This is a genomic window from Pseudomonas paraveronii (assembly GCF_963681955.1).
Classification (GTDB): domain Bacteria; phylum Pseudomonadota; class Gammaproteobacteria; order Pseudomonadales; family Pseudomonadaceae; genus Aquipseudomonas; species Aquipseudomonas paraveronii.
Genome location: NZ_OY817130.1, coordinates 3,139,990 through 3,161,866, shown reverse-complemented (window position 1 = coordinate 3,161,866; position 21,877 = coordinate 3,139,990). Strand labels below are relative to the sequence as shown.

Here is a 21,877-nt window from a genome sequence, read left to right as displayed (position 1 = left end):
CAATCCTTGTTCTTCAATCGGTAAACGAGCGGTCACTCTAGGGGTTCAAGCAGCGCTTCACGCTCGGGTAAAGACCTGATCGCATCGACTTCTTGCGCGGTAATGACCCACTCGCCGCGCGCATCCACCGCCACATGCAAACCGGCCAGGGCGCGCTGATCGGCAATCGCCCCGAGCAACACGTCAGACAAACGCGGCGTCAGGCTTTTGCGCAGAATGAAATCGATATTGCGCGCCCCGCTCTCCACTTCCGTGCAGCGTGCGGCGATGGCGGCGGCGACCTCGTCTGCAAACGTCAGGCGGACTTTCGACGAAGCCAGCAGGCGCTCGCTGAGCCGGCCCAGCTTGAGGCGCACGATGCCCGCCAGTTGCTCGCCACCCAGGGTGAAGAACGGCACGATGGTCATGCGCGCCAGCAGCGCCGGTTTGAAATGCCGGGACAGGGTTGGACGGATCTTTTCCGCCAGGGTGTCCGGATCGGGCCGCCCATCGACGCACAGGTTCTGGATCTCTTCGGTGGCCAGGTTGCTGGTCAGCAACACCACGGTGTTGGAGAAATCGATCTGGCGCCCTTCGCCGTCGGACAGGCTGCCCTTGTCGAAGACCTGATAGAAAATGTTCACCACGTCCAGGTGGGCTTTTTCCACTTCATCGAGCAGCACCACCGAATACGGACGCTTGCGCACCGCTTCGGTCAACATGCCGCCCTCGCCGAAGCCAACATAACCGGCGGGCGAGCCCACCAAGCGGCTGACGGTGTGCTTCTCCTGGTACTCGCTCATGTTCACCGAGATCATCGCTTGCTCGCCGCCGAACAAATGCTCGGCCACGGCCAGGGCGGTTTCGGTCTTGCCGACACCCGATGGCCCGACCAGCAGGAACACGCCCAACGGCTGTTGCGGATCGCGCAGGCCGGATTGCGCGGCCTTGAGGATTTCCGCGATCTGTTCGACGGCGGTGTCCTGCCCGCGAATGCGCAGCTTGAGGTTGTCGGCCAGGGCCAATACACCGCCTGCCGCATCGCGCAGCACTTTGCCCAGCGGCACGCCGGTCCAGTCGGAGACGACCTGGGCAATCGCATCGGGGCTGACTTCGGTGAACAGCAGCGGCGCGTCGCCTTGCAGTGCGGCCAGGGTTTCACGGGCCTGATCCAGCTCGGCCTGACGGTCCTCCAGCGAGGCCAGTACCTGCACAACCTCGCCTTCGGCCGGAACCGGCAGGTCCTGTGCTTGCAGGGTCAGTTGCTTGCGTGCTTCAAGGACGCGCAGCGCCGCGTCACGCTCGGCCAGCCAGCGAACTTCCAGCGCAGCACGACGCGCGTCGATGTCGGCCTGTTCGTCGGCGATATCTGTCAGGCGCTGGTCTTCCACAGGAAAACCATTGCCACGGTCACGCTCCAGGGCGTTCAGTTCACGCGCCAGGCCGGACAACTGCCGCTCCATGCGCTCCAACTCGGCAGGCTTGATGCCCAGGCCGATCCGCACGCGGGCGCTGGCGGTGTCGAGCAGGTCCACGGCCTTGTCCGGCAGCAAGCGCCCGGTGATGTAGCGATCGGACAATTCGGCAGCGGCAACGATAGCGTCATCACGCACGCTGACACCGTGGACTTTTTCGTAGTGCCCCTTGAGCCCGCGCAAGATCAACACCGCGGTTTTAACGCTCGGTTCGTCCAGTTTGACCAGTTGGAAACGGCGCGCCAGGGCCGGGTCTTTCTCGAAGTACTTCTTGTACTCCGACCAGGTCGTGGCAGCGATGGTGCGCAGCTCGCCACGGGCCAACGCGGGTTTGAGCAGGTTGGCCGCATCCGAGCCACCCGCCGCGCCGCCGGCGCCGATCAGCATGTGCGCTTCGTCGATGAACAGGATCACCGGCGTGGTGGACGCCTTGATCTCTTCGATGACGCCACGCAGACGGTTTTCGAACTCGCCCTTGACGCTGGCGCCCGCTTCCAGCGCACCGAGATCCAGGCTGAGCAAACGCGTGTTTTTGAGGAAGTCGGGGACTTCGTTCTGGCTGATCAACAACGCCAGCCCCTCCACCACAGCGGACTTGCCCACACCCGGTTCGCCCACCGCGATGGGGTTGTTTTTACGCCGCCGGGCGAGGATGTCGATCATCTGGCGAATCTCATCATCGCGCCCGAAAATCGGGTCGATGCGCCCCGCCACTGCCTTGGCGGTCAGGTCCTCGCAAAAACGCGCGATATTGTCTTCGGCAGCCGGCGCAACACCGCCGGCACTGCCCAGCGAAGCGGAGGCCGCGCCGGTCTGCAGGCTGTCCAGCGGACCTTCACTGGAGCCGCCCAACAGCTGAGCGAACTCGGCCGTCAGGGCATCGGTGGAAATCGGCTTGAGCAGTTCGCCGTAACGGGTGCCGGCGGTGTAATAACCCAGGCGCGATACCAGCGCCAGCAACAGCGAGCCGCCGCGAATCCGTCCGGTGCCGACCACCAGCGAGGCAATCAGCCAGGCGTCCTGAATCCACTCGGTGAGTAGGCCGGCGAACACCGGACGCCCGGGGTTGCCGTTTTTCAGTTGCGCCAGGCCCTCATCCAGCAGCGCACGCAGGCGCAGCGGATCGATCTCGAATCGAGCGAGGATGCGCGTCGTATCGGCATCCGGATCTTCCAGCAACTGGCGCAGCAGGTGCTCCAGGGAAATCTCGTAGTGAGCCCGCGCCAGGGTCTGGCCCGCCGCGTTCTCCAGGGCCTTGGTGCTGTACACATTAAGCCGTGCGAACAGCGGTTTGAGTTCTACCTGAATCATCTAGCGAGCCCTCTCTTCGAGCATTGGTCCGTGTTCGGCCGTCAGCATGAATACAACGTCGTCCTGTGTGTCTCCGTCACCGAGCCAGGTATCCAGGCCCAGCCGCTGCCAGCCGCCCGCCAGCGAAGCGCACTGCTGCTTATCTGCCGCAAGCCGCATGACCAATCGGCTGCGTAGCGGTGTCTGCAGATACAACGCCACCAACCGTTCAAGTTTTTGATACAGCGCTTGCCCCGGCAGCAGCCCGTGAAAACGCTCGGTACTCAGTGACGTCAGGCGGATATCCAGCGTGCCGCTGCGGTCCATGACTTCACGACCGAGCAGGCTGTTTTCGCCCAACACACCGCACTGCATGCCCAGGTAAGTGCGCGCCCCACGGTCGATGCGCAAACGCGTCTCGACACAGGGCACGACTTCCACCGCGACATCACCGAGCACGGCCTTGACCAGTTGCTGCAGACCCAGGGCCGAGCGCGGGTACTGGTTGAACAACCCGGCATAGCGCAGCAAATCGTTGGATTGATCGCGTTGCTCCGGACGCGCGTCCGCAATGCCGATCAGCGCCTGCAACTGGCGCAGGCTCTTGACGTCGCGCCGCTCGGTAATGTCGATCCAGATCCGGTGCTTTTCCCAGGCGCGGAACAGCAACGGATAGAGCGAGGCATGCAGGATGTCGAGAAAGTCACGTCCCGCAGAGTGGCCCAGCAGTTGCTCGTCGATCAGGTCTTCGGTGTAAAACGTCGGCAACGGCGAGGTGACGCCATACAAACCGAAAAAGTTCGCCTCGATCCGATAGCGACCGTCGTCGCCCTGCTCGATCCCCTCGATATCCCGTAGCGGAAACCCAAGCCCCAGACGCGGCCGGACCCGCACGTTGTCGACGAAGTCTTTTTCGCTCGGGAAACGTAACCGCAACAGGCGCAAGGCCTGGAAAAACCCGAACTCGCCGCCGTCATCGAGCAGCGGATCGATCACAACAGGCGTTGGTGCCCGATCTTCGCTGGCCATTTCAAGGTCTCGTGGTTGACGCTGTCGAACAGCGTGAAAGCGGTAAAGCTGTTGATTGCCGTACAGCCGGCGAAAAACTCATCGAGCACGCAACCGAACAGGTAGAAATTGCCGGGGCTGAGAAAATAGTCGCCCCGGCACTCGACCCGGACCTCACTGCCTTCGATCGGCAGCCCACGAATAAAGCGCCGCTGGTGGCTGACGGTGACGGTTTCGATGGAATCGATGCGCCGCTGGTTGGCGTCCTGGGCACCTTCGCCGACACTGGGCAGGTACAGCGCGAGCAGCCCGCGCAGGTAGTCGCGATCGGCCAGGCGGAAGTGGTTGGCATTGAGCTGCGAGAGCATGCGCCACAGTAACTTGTCGTCGAACTTGGGCGGCTGGCACGGTGTGATGCCACGGATGCTCTTGAACTCGACCCTGGGCGGCGTGTTGTCGGTCGGCTGGTTCAAATCGCCCAGGCGCAGGCTTTCCGGCAACTTGCCATTGGTGCAGAGCAAGCCGATGGACAAGGTCATCTCGCCGGGCACTTTGCCTTCGCCGTAGGGCAGGCTCAGATAGTGGTCATAGCCTTGGGCATCGATGCTCGAGGCGCGGATGCGCAGGTTATACGTGTCGCGCTGCGAGAAGGTATTGAACGGTTCCAGCAGCCGCTCGCCGCCTGCGGCGGAATAAGCACTGACCTTGAGCACCGAATGAATCCGCATGCTCATGCGCTGGCCATGGTCGGCAGGCTGGATGCGATAGTCGACTTGCTTGTGGTCGATGCGCAGCGGGTGCGCTTCCTGGGCGAACAGATTGATCGCCGGGGTCACCCCGAGCATGAAACTGTTGGTCGACAGATTCGGCGTCCAGTCCGGCAGGTTTTCGAACATCAGGCGCACGCTGAAGCGCCCGTCCGCGCCTCTCGCCCGCCATTGTTTGAACCCGCTAAGCTCGATAAACAGGAATTTCTCGGGCAGCGCGAAGTATTCCTGCAGGCAACGATAGGCCGGGTGCGCGGTATCGGGAAACGGCAGCAAGGTGTTGCTCGCATCGAATCCCAGGCCGCGCAAATGGCTGGCCGGCAGGATGGTCATGGGCTGCTCTTGGGCGCAGATACGAATCTCACGCAGGTTGAGCTGCAGCAGACGCAACAACTTCGAGCCATCGGCCAGGCCATCGCCCAGATAGAAACGCAGACTGTCGGCCAGCCAGCTATTGGGATCGGCGGTGGTAAAAGCGAAGTCCAGAACCAGGCTGCGCTCTTCACCGGCGGCGCCGTCCCAGCGGCTACTGACCAATTGCAACGGTTCCAGATCGACCGCCGCGGTGCTGCGAAAGCGCACCCGCTGGCCATCGACCGGTACCGAGGCAATTTCGCAGCCGGGCTCGATACGCGAGACCGCCTGCAACGCCATACGCGGCTGAAATTGCAGCAGCGTCAAGCAGGGCAAGGGTTGCAGGTAATGGGGATAGAGCAGTTGCGCCAACTCTTGAATGAACTCGGGAAACTCGTCATCCAACCGTTGGCGAACCATCCCGGTAAGAAACGCCACGCCTTCGAGCAAGCGCTCGACATCCGGGTCATTGGCCGAGTCCACCCCCAGCAGCGGCGCCAGGGCCGGGTTGCGGCGCGCAAACTCATCGGCCAGACGCCGCAGTTGGTTGAGTTCATTTTGATAATGGCTGTTGAGCATGACTTAGTGCATCGCCAGGGACACGCGACCGTCCGAAGACACACGCGTTGCCAGGTGAATGGGAATGTCCCGGTCATCGATCGACACCACGCCTTCAAGACTGAAACTCAGCGACAACACTTCCTGGGCACCTTCGGCGACCAGGATGCGCGGCGATTTCAAGCGAGGCTCGTAGCGGGCGATCATGCGAGTCATGTTCTCGATTATTTGCGTGGTCTCGCCGGTCGCAAACGAACCGGCCAGATTGGTGAAGTCGGGTACGCCAAACTCGGCGTCGATAGGCACGCTGCCGCGCCGGGTATTCAAGATGCGTTGCAGATGCTGGACGATCGACTGCGTCAACACTTCAGCCTGGGTCAGGTGCGTGCGACCGGTCTCGGCCTGCAGGCCTGTGATGCGCTCCAGCAATCGTTTTTCTCTCAACGCGGTGTACCTTCTGCGATAGCAAGAACGCCGCCCTGGACCAGGGCGGCATTGAACAGTCGAGCCCGGCTTAGGCTTTTGGCGCCAACCACGAGTCTTCGGCTTCGATACCGTCCGGCACCCAGGTCCAGACGATTTTTTCGTAGGTGATGCCGATGTCTTCCATATGGCCCATTTGCTTGAACTCAGGGCTCAATACGTTCGGCACCCAGGTGCGGGCCGAAACGAGCACGGCATTGCTCAGGGTGATGGTGTAGTACTTTTCTTCGGTGCCTTTAGGCGAGATCCGATAGAACTCCAGGACTACGGATTTGAGTTGCTCGCCGGAGGTCAGGGCTTGCAGCAACTTTGGAGAGGACTTGTCAATTTCCTTGGTCAGGGTCATGCCCTGGTGAACCCGCTTACCAGCCGGCAGGCCGGTCTGCGGGTTCTTCGGAATATCGATCAGGTGTTCGACGGCCTGAACAAGGATCATTCCTTCATGACCGGTAACAGTGCTGGAACCTTCGATCTTGCCTTGGTTCTGGCCTTCGATACTCAAGTAGCATGGCATTGGCATAACGTGTACTCCGGGGTTAATCAGTTAGTTTTCAGGCATCGATCAGCGCGTCTGGCCCTGTCTCGCTGCGTTGAATCCATCTTATGGAAACGCCGAGGCAATGACCCTCGGGTGAACACCTGAATGGGCAACGGCTGCGTGGCCCATTCGCGCTACCGATCAGCTCTTGTCGAGTTTGCCCACCAGCGACAGCGTGAAAGACGCGCCCATGTACTTGAAGTGCGGGCGAACTTTCAAACCGACGCGGTACCAGCCTGGATCACCCTCGACGTCGCTGACGGTAATGTCCGCCTGACGCAGGGGACGACGGCTGCGTACACCGGCCGCGGGGTTATCCATGTCGGCCACGTACTGGCGAATCCAGGTGTTGAGTTCCGACTCCAGGTCGCCGCGCTCTTTCCAGGTGCCGATGTTTTCGCGCTGGATGACCTTGATGTAATGGGCCAGGCGACTGACCACAAAGATGTATGGCAGTTGGGTACCCAGCTTGAAGTTCAGCTCGGCTTCCTTGCCTTCTTTGTCATTGCCGAAGAACTTGGGCTTCTGGCACGAGTTGGCGGAGAAGAACGCCGCGTTGTCGGTGTTCTTGCGCATGGTCAGTGCGATAAACCCCTGCTCGGCCAGTTCGAACTCGCGGCGCTCGGAAATCAGCACTTCGGTCGGGATCTTGGTCTGGGTTTCACCCATGGCCTCGTAGTTGTAGATCGGCAAATCACCGACGGTGCCGCCACCCTGTGGGCCAATGACGTTGGCGCACCAGCGGTACTGGGCAAAGCTGTCGGACAGGCGACTGGCAAAGGCAAACGCGGCGTTGCCCCATAGGAAGTCCTGGTTACCCCCCCCGACGTTTTCGTTGTAACGGAACGTCTTGGCGGGAATCGTGTCTTCGCCATACGGCGTGCGCAGCAGGAAGTGCGGCAACGTCAGGCCAACGAAACGCGCGTCGTCGCTTTCGCGAAAGGCGTTCCATTTGGTGAACTGCGGCCCCTCGAAGACGGCTTGCAGATCCTTGAGGTTGGGCAGGTCGGCAAAGCTGTCGATGCCGAAGAACTGCGGTCCAGCCGAGGCGATGAAGGGCGTGTGGGACATCGCCGAAATGGCGGCGACCGATTGCAGCAACTTCATGTCCTGCGGGCCAGGATTGAACTCGTAGTTACCAATGATCGAGCCGAACGGCTGGCCACCGAACTGGCCGAACTCTGCGGTGTACACCGCCTTGTACAGACCCGAACGGGTGATCTCCGGCGCATCCTCGAAATCTTCGAGCAGCTTCTCTTTGGAAACGCTGAGGATTTCCAGCTTGTTGTTCTCACGAAAATCCGTGCGGTCGACCAAAAATTTCAGCGAGCGCCAGGACGATTCCAACTTCTGAAATTGCTGGTGGTGAATGATCGCGTCGACCTGCCGACACAGCTTGGCATCCAGCGTGGCGATCATGTCGTCGATCAATCCGGCGCTGACCTTCTCGGACTGCCGGGCCGGCTCGAGCAGCTCGGCGACAAAGGCTTCGAGGCCCTGACGGGTGACGGCATACGCCTCGTCGCCCGGCTTGACGCGAGTCGCTTCCACCAACTGATCCAACAGGGAAACCGACTCGACCGCCTGGCCGGTCGTATTCGCTGCCTGACTCTTTTCTTCGCTCATGGGTTATTCCTTGTCCTTTACGCCGAGTTCCGAGAGCAAACGCTCGCGGGCACCGTCATCGTTCATCAGGGCCTGAAGCTGCTTGCGAAATTCCGGCAAATTGCCCATCGGCCCTTTCAAGGCCTTGAGCGAATCACGCAGGGCGATCAGTTGCTGCAACTCGGGAACCTGGGCCACGATGGCATCCGGCTCAAAATCGCGAATGGACTGGAAGGTCAGCGATACCGGGAGTTGCTCATCCTCTGGCGCGTTTTCCGCCAGACGATTGGGCACCGCCAACTGCAGGCTCAGGTTCTGGCCCTTGAGCACATCGGTGAAGTTGTCTTTGTCGACGCGGATCGGTTTGAGGTCTTCAACCGGCGTATCGTCTTCACGCAAGGTGAAATCGCCGATCACCAACTGCTTGAGCGGCAGCTCGACCTGTTCCTGCGCGCCGCCGGTGTCAGAGCTGTAAACAATATTGACGCGCTCTTTAGGCGCGACCGAACCTTCACTAGCCATTAAATCTCACTCCTGTTTACCGGACTCGCTCAACGCAGCCGTTAGAAAACTCATGGCATGGATATGCACACGCCTGCCAGGTATTGCCTGTTGCTCATTCAACTTGCCGGCTGGCTGGCCAAACGCCAGAAAGCCGGCAAATCCATTGCTGCCAACTGTTGCCCCCACAAGGCTCTCGAACCGCCGTCTTCGTGCGTCAGGGCCAACTCCAATAACGGCCGGACCAGATCCGGCTCCCAACGATCCAAGCCCTGCTCCGTCGCTTCCTGGAGCAATACATCCACGGCCACACGCAACTGCGCGCGCGGGTCGAAACGCTGTAGCAAATGGCATTGGGCGGCGCGCAGGCGAAACCGCTCGCGGCCGCTGCCGGCCTCACGCACGGCGGTCTGCAAACGCGCCAACGCTTCGTTCAAGCGGCCTTCAGCGGCATCACGTCCGACCTCGTCGATCAGCGTCTGCAGCCCATCCGTGGCGCCGCTGCTCGCCGTCGGAGCCAAACCTTCGAGCCAACTGCGGGTCGCGCCATCGGCGAACGGCTGGCCGTCGGCGAATGTCAGCTCGACCAGCGATGGCAGGCGCGCCAGAAAATGACGGGTTTCCAGGGCCAGGCTGGCGGCACCGGCCATCGCCGCCGAACCCAGTCGTAAGAGCGCGGCATGACTGGCCCGATTGAGGTCCAGCCAAAACGGATAACTCGTCAAGCGACCTTCGCAAAAGCGCACGATGTCCAGCGGCTCGCCAGCGCTTTGCAAGCGACTGAAACCTTCGAGTTCCGCGTCCGAAGGCGGCGGCAGGCGTGTGGCGTAGCCTTGCGCAGGAGGAGCCTGTTCCAGGGTCGTCCAGGCCAATTGGCGATTGAGGCGAAACAGCAACGGCAAGGTCGCTCGAGACTCCAGACAGAACCCCAGCAGCGGCGCCAGCGAGGCAAACACGCTATTGACCGCGCTCTCGATGGCCTCGTCGCTCTCCAGACGGCCCAATGGCTGAACCGGCGCGAGGACCAGAGGCGGCACAGGGGCCGAGGGGGCGTGCGCAACCGGCGGCGTGATCGCCGTAGGCGCATCGACTGCCGGCAGAACCGCCGCTGACGCAACGGGTATCGGCTCGGCACTCGCTTGCACGGGTAACTGCGATAGACGGCGACGCAACGCAAAAAAGCTCGGGCCGTCGGCGTCACGGTCGCGCCAATGGCTATCGATAGCGTCCCAGTCTTCGAGCAACTGCGCCAATTGCTCTCCGGGCACCGCTTCGAAGCTGCCTTCAAGTTTCACCGCAAGCCACTCGAGCATCCACTCGGCCTGGTTGCGCCGGGCACGCAATCGAGCCGGCGGCGGGGTCAGGGTCTCCCAATACAGCTCAAGCATTTCGCGCACTATATGTACGCCGGTCGCCAGGCCGGCAACGCCTTGCAGGGTGGTCCAGGCACATAACAACCAGACCGCGGCATTAAAATCCTTGCCCTCTTCTCGAAGCACTTTTACACAGGCATCGGCTACTTTCTGCCAATCCACTCCGGACTCGGCGTGGATATTGTTCAATTTATCCACTTCGATTTGCGCGAGCGAAAAAGCCGCGCCTTCCCGAGGATTGGCGCCAGCGGGATGCGTCAAATTGATCGCAAACGAACCTACTTCCCAGTCGGCGCAACTCATCCGTTACTCCTTACTTCAATAGGTTGTTTGATACATCGTTGCAGCGTCAAAACTGGCTGCCGATGCGCGGTTGATTTCTGCACCGGTCACGATCTTCATTGATTGATCCAAGACCCGACATTCCGCCCGCCAGTGCGGTAATCCTCTAGGCCGAAGCCTCGACCGTTGAGCCGCCGGACAAGCATGTGTCAGCCAAGACGTCGGGGCCATCGGGTGAACACCTGAAGTACTCACCGGTTGAAAGCGCCCTTTCAGATCATCGCGCCGAAAATAACAAGGCCAATACCGAGCGGACTTTGTTTGAGAAACAAGCACACGCTTTCACAGCGTGCGAAGCACATAAACGCTGTCAAATTCGAATTCGCGTCAATCTATCAAGCGCGTTGCAGATGGCTTGACCCTGCGTTGCAACTTTTCAACTATTTTCAGGCGCCCTGCCCCGGTCTTGCCGGCGCCTGAAAGTAAGCAACAAGTTGGATACAAAGAGGGATTGTCATTACTTTCAGGAAAAAACCGGCTATAAGGAGAACGACACCCCATTCTGACGGGCTGCCGGTAGGGAGCGTGGACATCTAGTGGGTAGATCCAACGCCTGTTCACGGGTCGATAACCTAGGTTTTCCGGGCTGTAGTGAATTCATGAACAAATCAGCTTCAGTCATATACGCCCCTAAACACTTCGCCTCCAGGCACGCCCACGATCACTTTGAGGTCAGCGCCGAGCCGGTTGCCAACCAATTGCTGGCCTGGCGTGATCGGGTCGGGCACGTCATTGACGTGCTGCCTACCTCCCAGGCAACGACCACGCACTTCAACGCGAGCATTGACCGCTACAAATTGGGTGATCGGGTCTTTACCGACTGCTCGAGCGACGCCTTGTTGCTGGACCGTTCGATTGCACGCATCTCGACCGACAAGGTCCGGGACTATGTGTTTCAGGTCTTCACCCAAGGCGCAATGGAGTCCATTCGCGGCGGACCACAGGAACAAGGCACATCCGCCATCGCAAGCATCGTTGCCATGGACATGAACCAGCCGATCAGAATGAACCGGGGGCGTTGCCGCGTATTGACCTTCTTTGTCTCGCGCTCGGTCGTGGAGGCGGCGCTGCCGCATGCCGAGTCGATCCACGGACGGGTCTTCGAGAATACGACGCCTATGACCCAGTTGATGATCGACCATGTCGAGGCGTTTTCAAGAAAACTGCCCGCCATGACCAGCGCCGAGGCCGCGTCGACATTCGATACTGCCGTTCAACTCATGCTCGCGGCATTTTCGAAACAGGCCAAGCTGGGTGGGCACGCGCGGGCGGCCGCGCGCAGCGCGATGTTCGATAAAGCCAGGCGTTATGTGCAAAACAACCTGTATCAACCCTGGTTGACGCCAGAGTACGTGCTGATGGCCATGCAGCTACCCCGCGCCACGCTCTACCGTCTGTTCCAGCATGAGGGTGGATTGGGCCGCTATATCCTCAACTGCCGCCTGCGCGAAGCGGCAGACGAACTGGTGCGCTATCCGGACCGCCAGGTGATCGAGATCGCCTACAGCCTGGGGTTTAACAGCGCATCGGCGTTTACCCGCGCGTTTCGTCGCCGCTATGACCTGGCGCCGCAGGACCATCGCCTGATGGCGGCACAGCGCATGGGCAAAACGATGCCGGGTAACCGTAACGTCGCCGGCTGGATTGATCAGTGAGCCGGCGGCCGGGATGGAAACTTCACTAACGCGAACAGGCTGACCAATAGCGCACCCAGCAGATACCAGGAAGGAGCCATTGGGTTCTGGGTAACGCCGATCAACCACGTCACAAAAAACGGACAGAACGCCCCAAAGATCGTCACGCCGAAGCTGTAGACCATCGACATCCCGGTGGCGCGATGATGCGCCGGAAAAGCCTCCATGATCATCACGGTGGCGACACCGTTGTTGCCCATCGCTACAGCCGAATAGAGGCCGATGATCAGCAACGAAGCCAGCTCGCCAACACCATGGGTCAAGGCGAGAAACACCGGATAAACCAGCAGGATGCTGACGATCATCGTCACGTATTGGGTGGGTTTGCGTCGCGGCAGCCGATCGGCGAGCCGGGCAAACAATGGCGCGGCGATGAACAGCACCGCACTGGAAAAGCACGCCGAGAGCAAGCTCATCTTCGGCGACATGCCTAACGTGCGGACCAGATAGGTCGGCATATAGAGCACCATCAGGTAGATGCTTGCGGTGGGGGTTGCCATCATCAAAATCCCCAGCAATAGCTGGGGTCGGTGGCTTTTCAGCAAGACACGCAGCGACGGTAGCTGGATACCGCGCCGTGCTGTCTCCACCATATTGCGCCGAATGAACCACCCAAACGGAGCAATCAAAAGCCCAAGCACGAAAGGGATGCGCCAGCCCCAGGCCAGCAACTGCTCGGGCGTCAGCAACGAGGTCGTTGCGGCGCCGACGACAGCCCCCACCAACACCGCAGCAGCCTGGCTGGCAGAGCGCCAACTGACCAGATAGCAGCGTTGATTGCGGGCCGCCAGCTCCATCAGCACCACCGACGACACCCCGATCTCCCCCCCGGTCGCGAACCCCTGCAGCAACCGCGAGACGACCAGTAACACCGTTGCGGTGACGCCGATAGAGGCATGAGTCGGCATGAAAGCGATCAAGGCGGTACCGGCTGCCATCAATAAATTGGTGACATTCAAACCGGCTTTTCGCCCTTTGCGGTCTGCAAGGTTGCCGATCACGATTGCGCCCAGCGGGCGCATCGCGAAACCGATGCCAAACGTCAGCAACGCCATCAGCAACGAAGCGAAGGAACTGTCCGATGGAAAAAAAAGCTTGCCGATGATCACGGCAGAAAAGCTGTATACCGTGAAGTCGTAGATCACCAGGCCATTGCCAACGACTGTCGCCAGTATCACTTTCTTCGATTGCCTGAAGGCCACCGGACAATCGCCAGTTTCAAATTTCGACATATAAACGCAGGTCCCGTCGAATAAATCAAAGCACGCTTGGTCGCGCACAGGAGGGCCAAAAAGGCCCCTCCTGGGCACGTACCGCGCTAAGAGCCCGAGAGACTGGCTATCGGCCATGTAGCGCCGTCCTGGCGCGTGCATCCTACGGAACAATGTCAGGCTTGTATGTAACCCGTTTATAACGCAAGCACACGTGTATCCCCGGTGGCTTAGCGTCTTTTACAGCCGCCCCGCGAACCTCCTCGCCTTCATTTGGCGCGCCAGGCCTACAGCCGGAACAGTCAACGCCGCTGATGCATGGATTGCAGAATCGCCGCAGCAATATGCTCAAGCGGCAATTCACGCTCCACCGCCCCCAGCTTGAAGGCTTCCTTGGGCATGCCGTACACCACACACGACTCTTCATCCTGGCCGAGGGTGTGGGCACCGTTGTCGTGCATCTCCTTCAGGCCACGGGCGCCATCGTCCCCCATGCCCGTCATGATGATGCCCAACGCGTTGCCCCCGGCACTGCGGGCAACGGAGCGAAACAGCACATCCACCGAAGGGCGATGTCGGCTGACGGGAGGGCCGTCGACAATTTCAACCTGGTACTGGGCACCACTGCGCTTGAGTAACATGTGCCGGCCACCGGGCGCGATCAGGGCACACCCCGGAACGACTCGGTCGCCATGCTTGGCCTCTCTGACCTCGATCTCGCACAGCCGATTGAGGCGCTCGGCAAACGCCGCAGTGAAGTGTTCGGGCATGTGCTGCACAATCACGATGCCTGGACACACCCTGGGCAGCGCGGTCAACACCAGCTCCAGGGCTTGAGTCCCGCCCGTGGACGTACCGATGGCGACGATGTTTTCGGTGGTGCGCGCCATTGCCTGGGTGCTCGCAGGCAGTATGACGTCGGCGTTCAGCTTGGCCGGGGCTCGCGCCCCGGACGGCACCATACGTTTCATGTTGGCCCGGGCGGCGGCCTTGACGGCACCGGCCAGCTCATCGGAACTGTCGGTCAGAAACTGACGCAAATTCAGTTGTGGTTTGGTCACGATACTGACCGCACCGGCCGCCAGTGCCTGCATGGTGGTGGCCGCGCCCTTCTCGGTCAACGTGGAGCAGATGACCACCGGCGTGGGGTGTTCAGCCATCAGTTTCTTGAGGAACGTAATGCCATCCATCCGTGGCATCTCGACGTCCAGCACAATGACATCCGGCCATTGCTTGTTCATTTTGTCCATGGCGAACACCGGGTCCGCCGCCGCACCGATCACCTCAATCGCGGGGTCTTGTCCCAGGGTCGCGGTCAGCACCTGACGTACCACCGCGGAGTCATCAATGATCAGCACTTTAATAAGGCTCATGTCGCACGCTCTCCATGAGGGCTGCTGGGGGGTTGCGGCAGGGCCAGGTAGTTGAGCGCAATGTCGCCATTGGCGAGATCGAACACCACGGTCCGATAACCCACGCCTTCTACGTGGAAGTTTTTGCAGTGCAACTGATGTAAATCGAGCAGGTACCTGGCTTGCTCGACATTGCGTTGCCCGACGTAGTGATTGTCCGGACGCACAAGCCCTGGAAACATGTTGCCACCGCCAAATACGCTGATTCTGAACTCGGCTGGTTTGGCGTTGCTCGCGTGTATTCGACCGAGCAACAATTGGAGCGCCTCATCGCCGTAGCGACCATCCAGGACACCAGAATTCGCCGCTGCACGCTGGGGCAGCAAGTAGTGACACATGCCGCCCAACAAATGCCGTGGGTGCCAGAACACCAGGGCCACACACGAGCCCAACACAGTACGTAGCCGAATCGCGCCTGCGCCGAAAAACCAATCGCCGGGATTAAGGAAAATCTCACGGGCGTCAGGCATGTGGCCTCCGGTAGATCGAAGGCTTGACCAGCCGCAGCTCATCGGTGACGCCATTGAGGCTCTCCGAGTGGCTCACCAGAAAGTACCCGCCGGGCTTGAGGTGGCTGATCAGCCGTTTGACGACTTGGACTTTGGTATCGCTGTCAAAATAGATCATCACGTTGCGCAGGAAAATCACGTCAAACATCCCCAGTTTGGGCAACGGATTATTCAGATTGATGGCCTGGAAATCGATCCGCGACGCCAGCGCCGGTTCGACAATGAAGCAACCGTGGTTGGCGCCGACACCCTTGAGGCAATATTTGTTGAGCAGCGCTTCGGGTATCCCGCGTATAGCTTCCAGGGGGTAACGCCCTTCGCGGGCCTTGTCCAACACGCGGCTGCTGATGTCCGAGGCCACAATCTCCCAGGGCCGGCCGGCGAGGTTGTCCGCCAGGACCATCGCCAGGGTATAGGGCTCTTCTCCGCTTGAGCAGGCGCCACTCCATACGCGCAAAGGCCCGCTGCCGCGTAGTTCGGGAAGCGCCACGTCGCGCAGGAAGTCAAAATGCTTGGGCTCGCGAAAGAAGTAGGTTTCGTTGGTGGTCAGCATGTCGACCGCCACCTGCAGCTCCGTACTGTCCGTCATCAACACCTTGTAGTAAGCGCCGTAGGTATTGAGCTTGAACACTTGCAGGCGCTTGGCGAGCCGAGCGCTCACCAACTGTTTCTTGGCATCGGACATGCTGATGCCCGCGATTTGATGAATGAGGTTGCGAAATTGCTGGAACTCGGCGTCGGAGAGAATTACGTTCATAAGGACGTGCCCGAGGCTTCAAGGCTTGCCAGCGCATCGACCTGTTCCAGGGACAACACACGACCGATGTCCAGCAGCAGCACGAAACCGCTCTCCAGTTTGCCGATACCCAATAGAAAATCGGCTCTGACATCGGTACCGAAATTCAACGAGGGTTCGATGTCCTGCTCGGCGATTTCAAGGACTTCGCTGACCGCATCCACAATGATGCCCACCGGCTTGCGCACGGCATTGGTCTGTACCTCAAGGATCACAAAGCAGGTTTTTGAGGTCTGCACCGTGCGTTCGCCGCGAAAGCGCACGCCCAGGTCGAGTACCGGCACCGCGGCGCCTCGCAGGTTAATCACGCCGCGTATGCTGGGGGGTAACAACGGCACGCTCGTAATCGGCCCATATTCGATGATCTCTCGAACATTGAGCGTGCCGACGGCGAACATCTCATTGCCCAGCTCAAAGGTGAGGTATTGGCTGGGGTTTGAGGCCGTGGAATTGCCTGGACTTTCGATGGATAGCGCCATGATTCACCTCGGATCAATTACTTTCCGGTCGCGCCTGGAGGCGCGCCCGTATGCGTCACGGTCACATCAAGCCGGCCATCTCATCGACACACAAAACATGCTCAATTTGCAGCAGCGTGACAAACTCGCCTCGCACCTTGGTCATCCCCCGGATGAAGTCGGTACGAATATGGTTGCCGAACGCTGGGGCGGGCTTGATATCGATATCGAGGATCTCGATCACTTCACTGACCGAGTCCACCACCACGCCCAAGACCTGGGACTCGCCCTCCTTCGCCGCCTCCAGAATGACAATGCACGTTCGGTTGCCCAATACCGTCACCCCCTTGCCAAACCGCGCCTTGAGGTCTACGACCGGCACCACCGAACCGCGAAGGTTAATGACCCCTCGCAGGAACGCCGGCATCATCGGCACGGTTGTCACCTGGTTGTATTCGATGATTTCACGAACACTCAGTGTGTTGACCGCATACATTTCCTGAGCAGCCAGGAAGGTCAGGTACTGCAAGGGTTCATCGACTTGCAGCGCTGGCTCGTAAGTGCCTGACGTAACGGCTGAGGCACTCATGGGTCAACTCCCGAAGCGGACGAAACCGCCCTCCGCCGAACGGCTATCCTGGTCAAACGTGGACGCCGCACGGCTGACGACGGGCATCGAGACCGCCCGCCCGACACGCTTGCTCTGTACGCTGAAAAAGCCCATCAACTCCTGCAACTGCTCGGCCTGGCCACTCATTTCCTCGGCCGTCGCCGCCAGCTCTTCGGATGCCGACGCGTTTTGCTGAGTCAGTTGGCTCATCTGCGACATCGCGCTGTTGATTTGCTCGGAGCCGATGGATTGTTCTTCCGAGGCGGCCGCAATTTCCTGCACCAGGTCCGATGTCTTGGCAATCGACGGCACAATCTCGTCAAGCAGGTTGCCCGCCCGTTCAGCCAAGGCCACGCTGTTCTTGGCCACTTCACTGATTTCCTGCGCGGCAATCTGGCTACGCTCAGCCAATTTGCGGACTTCTGCCGCCACTACCGCGAACCCTTTGCCGTGCTCGCCGGCACGCGCCGCTTCGATAGCCGCGTTGAGCGCCAACAGATTGGTCTGATAGGCGATGGAATCGACGATGCCGATCTTTTCGGCGATGGTCTTCATCGCCGCCACAGTGTCCTTCACGGCTCGACCACCTTCAGAGGCTTCCTTGTTGGCTTTGCCTGCCATGCCGTCGGTGACCTTGGCATTTTCGGTGTTCTGGGCAATGGACGCCGACATTTGCTCCATCGACGCCGAGGTCTGCTCCACCGATGCGGCCTGTTCGGACGCCGATTGAGCCATGCTTTGGGCCGTGGCAGAGATCTCCTCAGACGCACTGGACAGCGAGTCAGCCGAGCCGCGCACTTCGCCGATGATTTCCGAGAGTTTTTCCACGGTACCGTTGACCGAGTGCTTGAGCTCCAGGAACTTGCCTTGATAGTCACCGTTGATGCTACGGGTCAGGTCGCCGCCGGACATTGCCGACAACACATCCATGGCTTCGGTAATCGGCACGATGATTGCGTCCAGCGAACCATTGATACCCAGGATGATGCGGCGGAAGTCACCTTGGTGCCGTGTAACGTCAGGGCGAGTGTCCAGTTTGCCGATCAGCGCGCTGTCACTGATCTGGCGGGTGTCTTCGACGAGCGCGAGGATATTGGCCCGCAGTTGCTCGATGTTCTCGTTGATAAAGGCTTTTTTGCCGGGGAATTGCTCAAGGGGTGCAGACAGATCGCCTTCGCCGAATGAACGGATACAGGCCATGGCCTTTTTCTTCACGTTGATATGGCCGCTGACCATCTCATTGATACCCCGACCGATATCACGGTACGAACCCGAGAAGCGATCGACGTCGATCATCACGTCAATGTCACCTTTTTCGTGCTCGCTGGACATGTGCTGCATTTCATTGATCAGCGCCAGGATAGTGGTGCGCAACAACTCAATATTTTCATTGATAAAGGCTTTTTTGCCAGGGAAGCGCTCAAGCGGCGCCGACAAATCACCTTCGCCGAAGGAGCGGAGGCACGCCATGGCTTTTTTCTTGACCGCGATATGGCCGTTGACCATAGCGTTGATGCCCTGGGCCATGGAACGGTAACTGCCATGAAAGCGGCTGGCATCGATCTGTACGTCGATGTCGCCCTTATCGTGTTCGCTGGACATACGGTCCATCTCCACGACCAATTCATTCAAGCTCGCCCCCAACTGCTGCATGCTCGCCATCAGGCTGGTGGTGTCACCCGCCTTGAGCGTCGCCTTTGCATTCAGCTCGCCGGCGGATAGACGTGCAGCAAAGGCTCGAACCACCGACGGCTCAGCGCCGAGCTGGCGCATCAGGTTACGCCCCAGCAGGCCTCCGATCAGCAGGGTTGCCAACAGGGTCAGGGCGCTCACCAACAGGATGATGTAGCGCGCATTTTGCTCGGTCGCGGTGGCGAGCAATTGGCCCTTGCGCCCCAGTTCCAGGTTGTAATCACGCAGGTCGCTGATCGCCGTCAGCACCGCGTTCTGCAGTGGCTGGCTCGCCTCAATCAATGCGCGGGCCGAGGCTTGATCACCACTGTCGATGAGCTTGTCGAAATGCGCCTGCAAGGTGGCAAACTCGCCCAGGTGGCCGCGCAGTTGCGTCAACAGTGACGCGTCATGGTCGTCGGAGATCAACTTGGCCTGATAATGATCCAGGGCTTTGCCAATGACACTGAAGTTCTGTGCCACGCTGTCTGCGTAACTCGGCACGAGATTTTTTTCAGGGCCGTTCAAACGTTGCCATTCCAAGGCGTGAAGGTCGGTGAACGCCGCCGCAGCACGGTCGATTTCCAGCAAGCTGGGCACTGTGTTGACGTTGGCATAACTGGCGCTCGTATTGATTTCACCGGCCAGATATAAGCTGGTGCCACCCAACACGACGACACCCAGCAATGCCGTGAAAACCAACAACATGATATTTCTGATAACGGTCATGGCGAGGAACTCCTGATGACGCTTCATTGAGTCGATAAAGGACTTTGAATCGAGCGGTGGGTGGCGTCCTTGGCAACGAGTCCTAACAAATTGGGTATATCCAGAATCAGGGCGACAGCTCCGCTGCCAAGGATGGTGAACCCACCCAGTCCATGGGCCTCACCAAACACTTTGCCCAATGGCTTGATCACAGTTTGAAACTCCCCCTGCAAGCGATCGACCACCAAGCCGGCACGCAGGCCGGCGTATTGCACGACGACCACGTTTTCTCGGGTACCTCGAGGCTCTTGCACGTCAAACATGTCGCGTAGCCGCAAGATCGGCAGCACCTCTCCCCGCAGGTCCAGGTAGCCGGTTTCGGCCCCCTGCCCAGGCGCCAGCTCGATGCACTCCTCCACCATGTTCAGCGGAATGACATAGGAGGCCTTGCCCACTCCGATCAGAAAACCGTCGATGATTGCCAGCGTCAGCGGTAGACGAATCCGTACCGTCGTGCCCCGCCCTTCTTCGCTCTCAAGACTCACGCTGCCGCGCAAAGCCGTGATATTGCGCTTGACCACGTCCATGCCCACGCCTCGGCCCGACAGGTTGCTGACCTGGTCGGCCGTGGAAAAGCCCGGCTCGAAAATCAAATTCAGAATGTCTTTATCCGCCGGTTGCTGGCCGTCCCCCACCAGGCCACGCTCGCGGGCCTTGGCCAGGATTTTGTCCTTGGCCAGGCCGCCGCCGTCATCCGACACCTCGATCACAATGCTGCCGGATTCGTGATAGGCATTCAGGCGCACCGTGCCCTGGGCCGGCTTGCCCCGTTGCAGGCGAATCGACGCGGGCTCGATGCCATGGTCCATGGCGTTTCGCACCAGATGCGTCAGCGGGTCGCCGATACGCTCGACGACCGTCTTGTCCAGCTCGGTTTCGCCACCGCCGATGTGCAGCACGATGTCCTTGCCCAGCTCTTTGGAGACGTCCCGCACCACCCGCTGGAAACGCGTGAATGTCGCGCCGATCTGCACCATGCGCAGGGTCAGTGCCGAGTCACGCACCTCCTCCACCAAACGCGATAACAGACTGGTGGCTTCGATCATCTCGCCAATCCCGCTCCGCACCGCCACCAGGTTGGCGCCGGCACCGGCAATGATCAGCTCGCCGACCAGGTTGATCAGTTGATCCAGCTTGGCCGCGTCGACCCGAATCAGATTGCTTTCGTTGCTCGCCGCGCTCTTGCCGGCCTTGATCAGCGGCGTGATCGAATCCTGCGGTGCGTCAAGCTCGCCGTGCGTCTCGGCCGGTGCTTGCTCACCCTCTTGAGCGACGAGCAAGGCCTGGGATTCAGTCAATGTGCCGCAACGAACCAGCAGTTCGAGCAGCGCGGCGTTGTCTTCCGGCAACGCGTCGAGATGCGCGCGACACGCTTGGACAGTCGCTTGCGGTGCGAGGATCTGTATGAGCGCGTCATCGCGAACAAAATCAAAGGCGCCGTCGATGACCTCCCGGGAGGCGTCGCTGGCCAGCGCGAGTTCAAACCCCAGGTAGTTGGTTTCCGGGTCCATTGACGCTATCGGCGGCAACGCCTCGAACAGTGTGACGGTATGCAGCAAACGCCCCAACGTGCTCAGGTAACGCAGGAACGCCAAGGGGTCCATGCCGTTACGCAACACATCCGGACCAAAGCGCAGGGACAAATGCCAGTGGCCGGGACTGTCCCCCCGGTCATCCGCCGCAGGCCTATGTTGAGGCGCAGGCGAAGCAGTCGGTACCGAGCCTTCCAGGTACAGAGCGAGCCGCTCACCCAGGCGTTGGCCCTGGACCTGCAACGGTTCGTCCAATCGATCAAGGTTGCCATCCTCGGCCAGCAGGTCGATCAATTGGCCAATATGGTCACGGGCGTCGAGAAACAACGCACTCAACGCCTCGTCGACGCGCACTTCCAGGCTGCGTACCCGATCCAGGACGCTTTCGGCGACATGGGTGAATTCAACGATGGGCATCAAGCCAAACAAGCCGGCCGAGCCTTTGATGGTGTGGGCCACACGGAACAGGCCGTTGATGGTATCCAGGTCCTGGGGCGACTTCTCGATCTGCAGCAGCGCATCTTCCATTTGCAACAAAAGCTCGCGACTCTCCGCAATGAAGGTCTGCAGCACGTCATCCATGTTCATACGATCATGCTCCAAGCGACTGAGCGAAAGGCGGATTGGCGAAGTAGTCGTCAAGACCGCTGAGCCGTATTGCTTCGGTCACGGCCACACTCGGGTTGCTCAGCAACAGCTGCGTGCTCCCTTTGAGCGACTCGCGTTTGATGAGGATCAACAATTGCAAACCGGCGCTGTCCAGTTCATCGACATTGGACAAGTCCAACTCGACTTCATGGGCCAGCGGAAACAACGACAACAACAGGTCTTTTTGTTCAGTGGCTGTGTAGATCGTCAGGGGGCCTTCCATGACCTGGATTCGACGCAGCATCGGGACGGTGCTTTTCATGGAAACCTCCTGGTCAGCGGTCGCTGGCCATCG

17 protein-coding genes and 2 pseudogenes are annotated in these 21,877 nt (G+C 60.0%); 1 reads left to right on the top strand and 18 read right to left on the bottom strand.

Annotation, left to right across the window (positions count from 1 at the left end; translation table 11 throughout):
* Nucleotides 1-32: 32 nt before the first annotated feature.
* The 8 genes from tssH to tssA all read right to left on the bottom strand — a co-directional run bounded on the left by tssH (nucleotide 33) and on the right by tssA (nucleotide 10,234).
* The gene (gene tssH / locus U5A08_RS14380; RefSeq protein WP_321852105.1) at nucleotides 33-2,765 is read right to left on the bottom strand and encodes a type VI secretion system ATPase TssH; all 2,733 of its coding nucleotides are present in this window, start codon (nucleotides 2,763-2,765) and stop codon (nucleotides 33-35) included.
* Complete coding sequence (gene tssG, locus U5A08_RS14375; protein ID WP_253395831.1) at nucleotides 2,766-3,773, bottom strand: type VI secretion system baseplate subunit TssG; 1,008 nt, start codon at nucleotides 3,771-3,773, stop codon at nucleotides 2,766-2,768.
* A complete protein-coding gene (tssF, locus tag U5A08_RS14370; protein ID WP_321852103.1) occupies nucleotides 3,737-5,452 on the bottom strand; it encodes a type VI secretion system baseplate subunit TssF in 1,716 nt (571 codons plus the stop codon). Before tssF ends, tssG begins: the two co-directional genes overlap by 37 nt.
* Before the next feature lie 3 nt (nucleotides 5,453-5,455).
* Nucleotides 5,456-5,875 carry a type VI secretion system baseplate subunit TssE gene (gene tssE, locus U5A08_RS14365; RefSeq protein ID WP_253395827.1) on the bottom strand — a complete coding sequence of 140 codons (420 nt, stop codon included), beginning with the start codon at nucleotides 5,873-5,875 and terminating at the stop codon, nucleotides 5,456-5,458.
* Nucleotides 5,876-5,945: 70 nt separating this feature from the next.
* Nucleotides 5,946-6,434, bottom strand: a complete 489-nt coding sequence (locus U5A08_RS14360; protein WP_321354152.1) for an Hcp family type VI secretion system effector — start codon at nucleotides 6,432-6,434, stop codon at nucleotides 5,946-5,948.
* A 159-nt stretch (nucleotides 6,435-6,593) separates the two neighbouring features.
* Nucleotides 6,594-8,078, bottom strand: coding sequence for a type VI secretion system contractile sheath large subunit (gene tssC, locus U5A08_RS14355; protein WP_253395824.1), 1,485 nt, complete (start codon nucleotides 8,076-8,078; stop codon nucleotides 6,594-6,596).
* Nucleotides 8,079-8,081: 3 nt separating this feature from the next.
* Nucleotides 8,082-8,579: a type VI secretion system contractile sheath small subunit gene (gene tssB, locus U5A08_RS14350; protein ID WP_247397917.1), complete on the bottom strand. Its 498-nt coding sequence runs from the start codon at nucleotides 8,577-8,579 to the stop codon at nucleotides 8,082-8,084.
* A 98-nt stretch (nucleotides 8,580-8,677) separates the two neighbouring features.
* Nucleotides 8,678-10,234 carry a type VI secretion system protein TssA gene (tssA, locus tag U5A08_RS14345; RefSeq protein ID WP_321852099.1) on the bottom strand — a complete coding sequence of 519 codons (1,557 nt, stop codon included), beginning with the start codon at nucleotides 10,232-10,234 and terminating at the stop codon, nucleotides 8,678-8,680.
* A 638-nt stretch (nucleotides 10,235-10,872) separates the two neighbouring features.
* On the opposite strand from tssA, the gene U5A08_RS14340 reads away from it, so the two are divergent.
* On the top strand, nucleotides 10,873-11,928 hold the full coding sequence (locus tag U5A08_RS14340; protein WP_321852098.1) for a helix-turn-helix domain-containing protein: 1,056 nt from the start codon (nucleotides 10,873-10,875) through the stop codon (nucleotides 11,926-11,928).
* Here U5A08_RS14340 and U5A08_RS14335 read toward each other — a convergent pair.
* The 10 genes and pseudogenes from U5A08_RS14335 to U5A08_RS14290 form a co-directional block, all read right to left on the bottom strand.
* A complete protein-coding gene (locus tag U5A08_RS14335; protein WP_321852096.1) occupies nucleotides 11,922-13,199 on the bottom strand; it encodes an MFS transporter in 1,278 nt (425 codons plus the stop codon). The two genes, U5A08_RS14340 and U5A08_RS14335, sit on opposite strands and share 7 nt — an antisense overlap.
* A gap of 281 nt (nucleotides 13,200-13,480) precedes the next feature.
* Nucleotides 13,481-14,551 carry a protein-glutamate methylesterase/protein-glutamine glutaminase gene (locus tag U5A08_RS14330; RefSeq protein WP_253395815.1) on the bottom strand — a complete coding sequence of 357 codons (1,071 nt, stop codon included), beginning with the start codon at nucleotides 14,549-14,551 and terminating at the stop codon, nucleotides 13,481-13,483.
* Nucleotides 14,548-15,060 (bottom strand): chemotaxis protein CheD, encoded by a 513-nt coding sequence (locus U5A08_RS14325; RefSeq protein ID WP_253395813.1) that lies wholly within the window; start codon nucleotides 15,058-15,060, stop codon nucleotides 14,548-14,550. Before U5A08_RS14325 ends, U5A08_RS14330 begins: the two co-directional genes overlap by 4 nt.
* A complete protein-coding gene (locus tag U5A08_RS14320; protein WP_321852092.1) occupies nucleotides 15,053-15,856 on the bottom strand; it encodes a CheR family methyltransferase in 804 nt (267 codons plus the stop codon). Before U5A08_RS14320 ends, U5A08_RS14325 begins: the two co-directional genes overlap by 8 nt.
* The gene (locus U5A08_RS14315; RefSeq protein ID WP_253395809.1) at nucleotides 15,853-16,374 is read right to left on the bottom strand and encodes a chemotaxis protein CheW; all 522 of its coding nucleotides are present in this window, start codon (nucleotides 16,372-16,374) and stop codon (nucleotides 15,853-15,855) included. Before U5A08_RS14315 ends, U5A08_RS14320 begins: the two co-directional genes overlap by 4 nt.
* A 61-nt stretch (nucleotides 16,375-16,435) precedes the next feature.
* A complete protein-coding gene (locus U5A08_RS14310) occupies nucleotides 16,436-16,942 on the bottom strand; it encodes a chemotaxis protein CheW (RefSeq protein WP_321852090.1) in 507 nt (168 codons plus the stop codon).
* Between the two features lie 3 nt (nucleotides 16,943-16,945).
* Nucleotides 16,946-17,920 (bottom strand): annotated as a pseudogene (locus U5A08_RS14305) (methyl-accepting chemotaxis protein); the annotation flags it as partial.
* Between the two features lie 192 nt (nucleotides 17,921-18,112).
* Nucleotides 18,113-19,363: pseudogene (locus tag U5A08_RS14300) on the bottom strand (MCP four helix bundle domain-containing protein); the annotation flags it as partial.
* A gap of 23 nt (nucleotides 19,364-19,386) precedes the next feature.
* Nucleotides 19,387-21,522, bottom strand: coding sequence for a chemotaxis protein CheA (locus U5A08_RS14295; RefSeq protein WP_321852088.1), 2,136 nt, complete (start codon nucleotides 21,520-21,522; stop codon nucleotides 19,387-19,389).
* 4 nt (nucleotides 21,523-21,526) lie between these two features.
* Entirely contained in the window at nucleotides 21,527-21,844 is a 318-nt protein-coding gene (locus U5A08_RS14290) for an STAS domain-containing protein (RefSeq protein WP_247396047.1), read from the bottom strand.
* Between the last annotated feature and the right edge of the window lie 33 nt (nucleotides 21,845-21,877).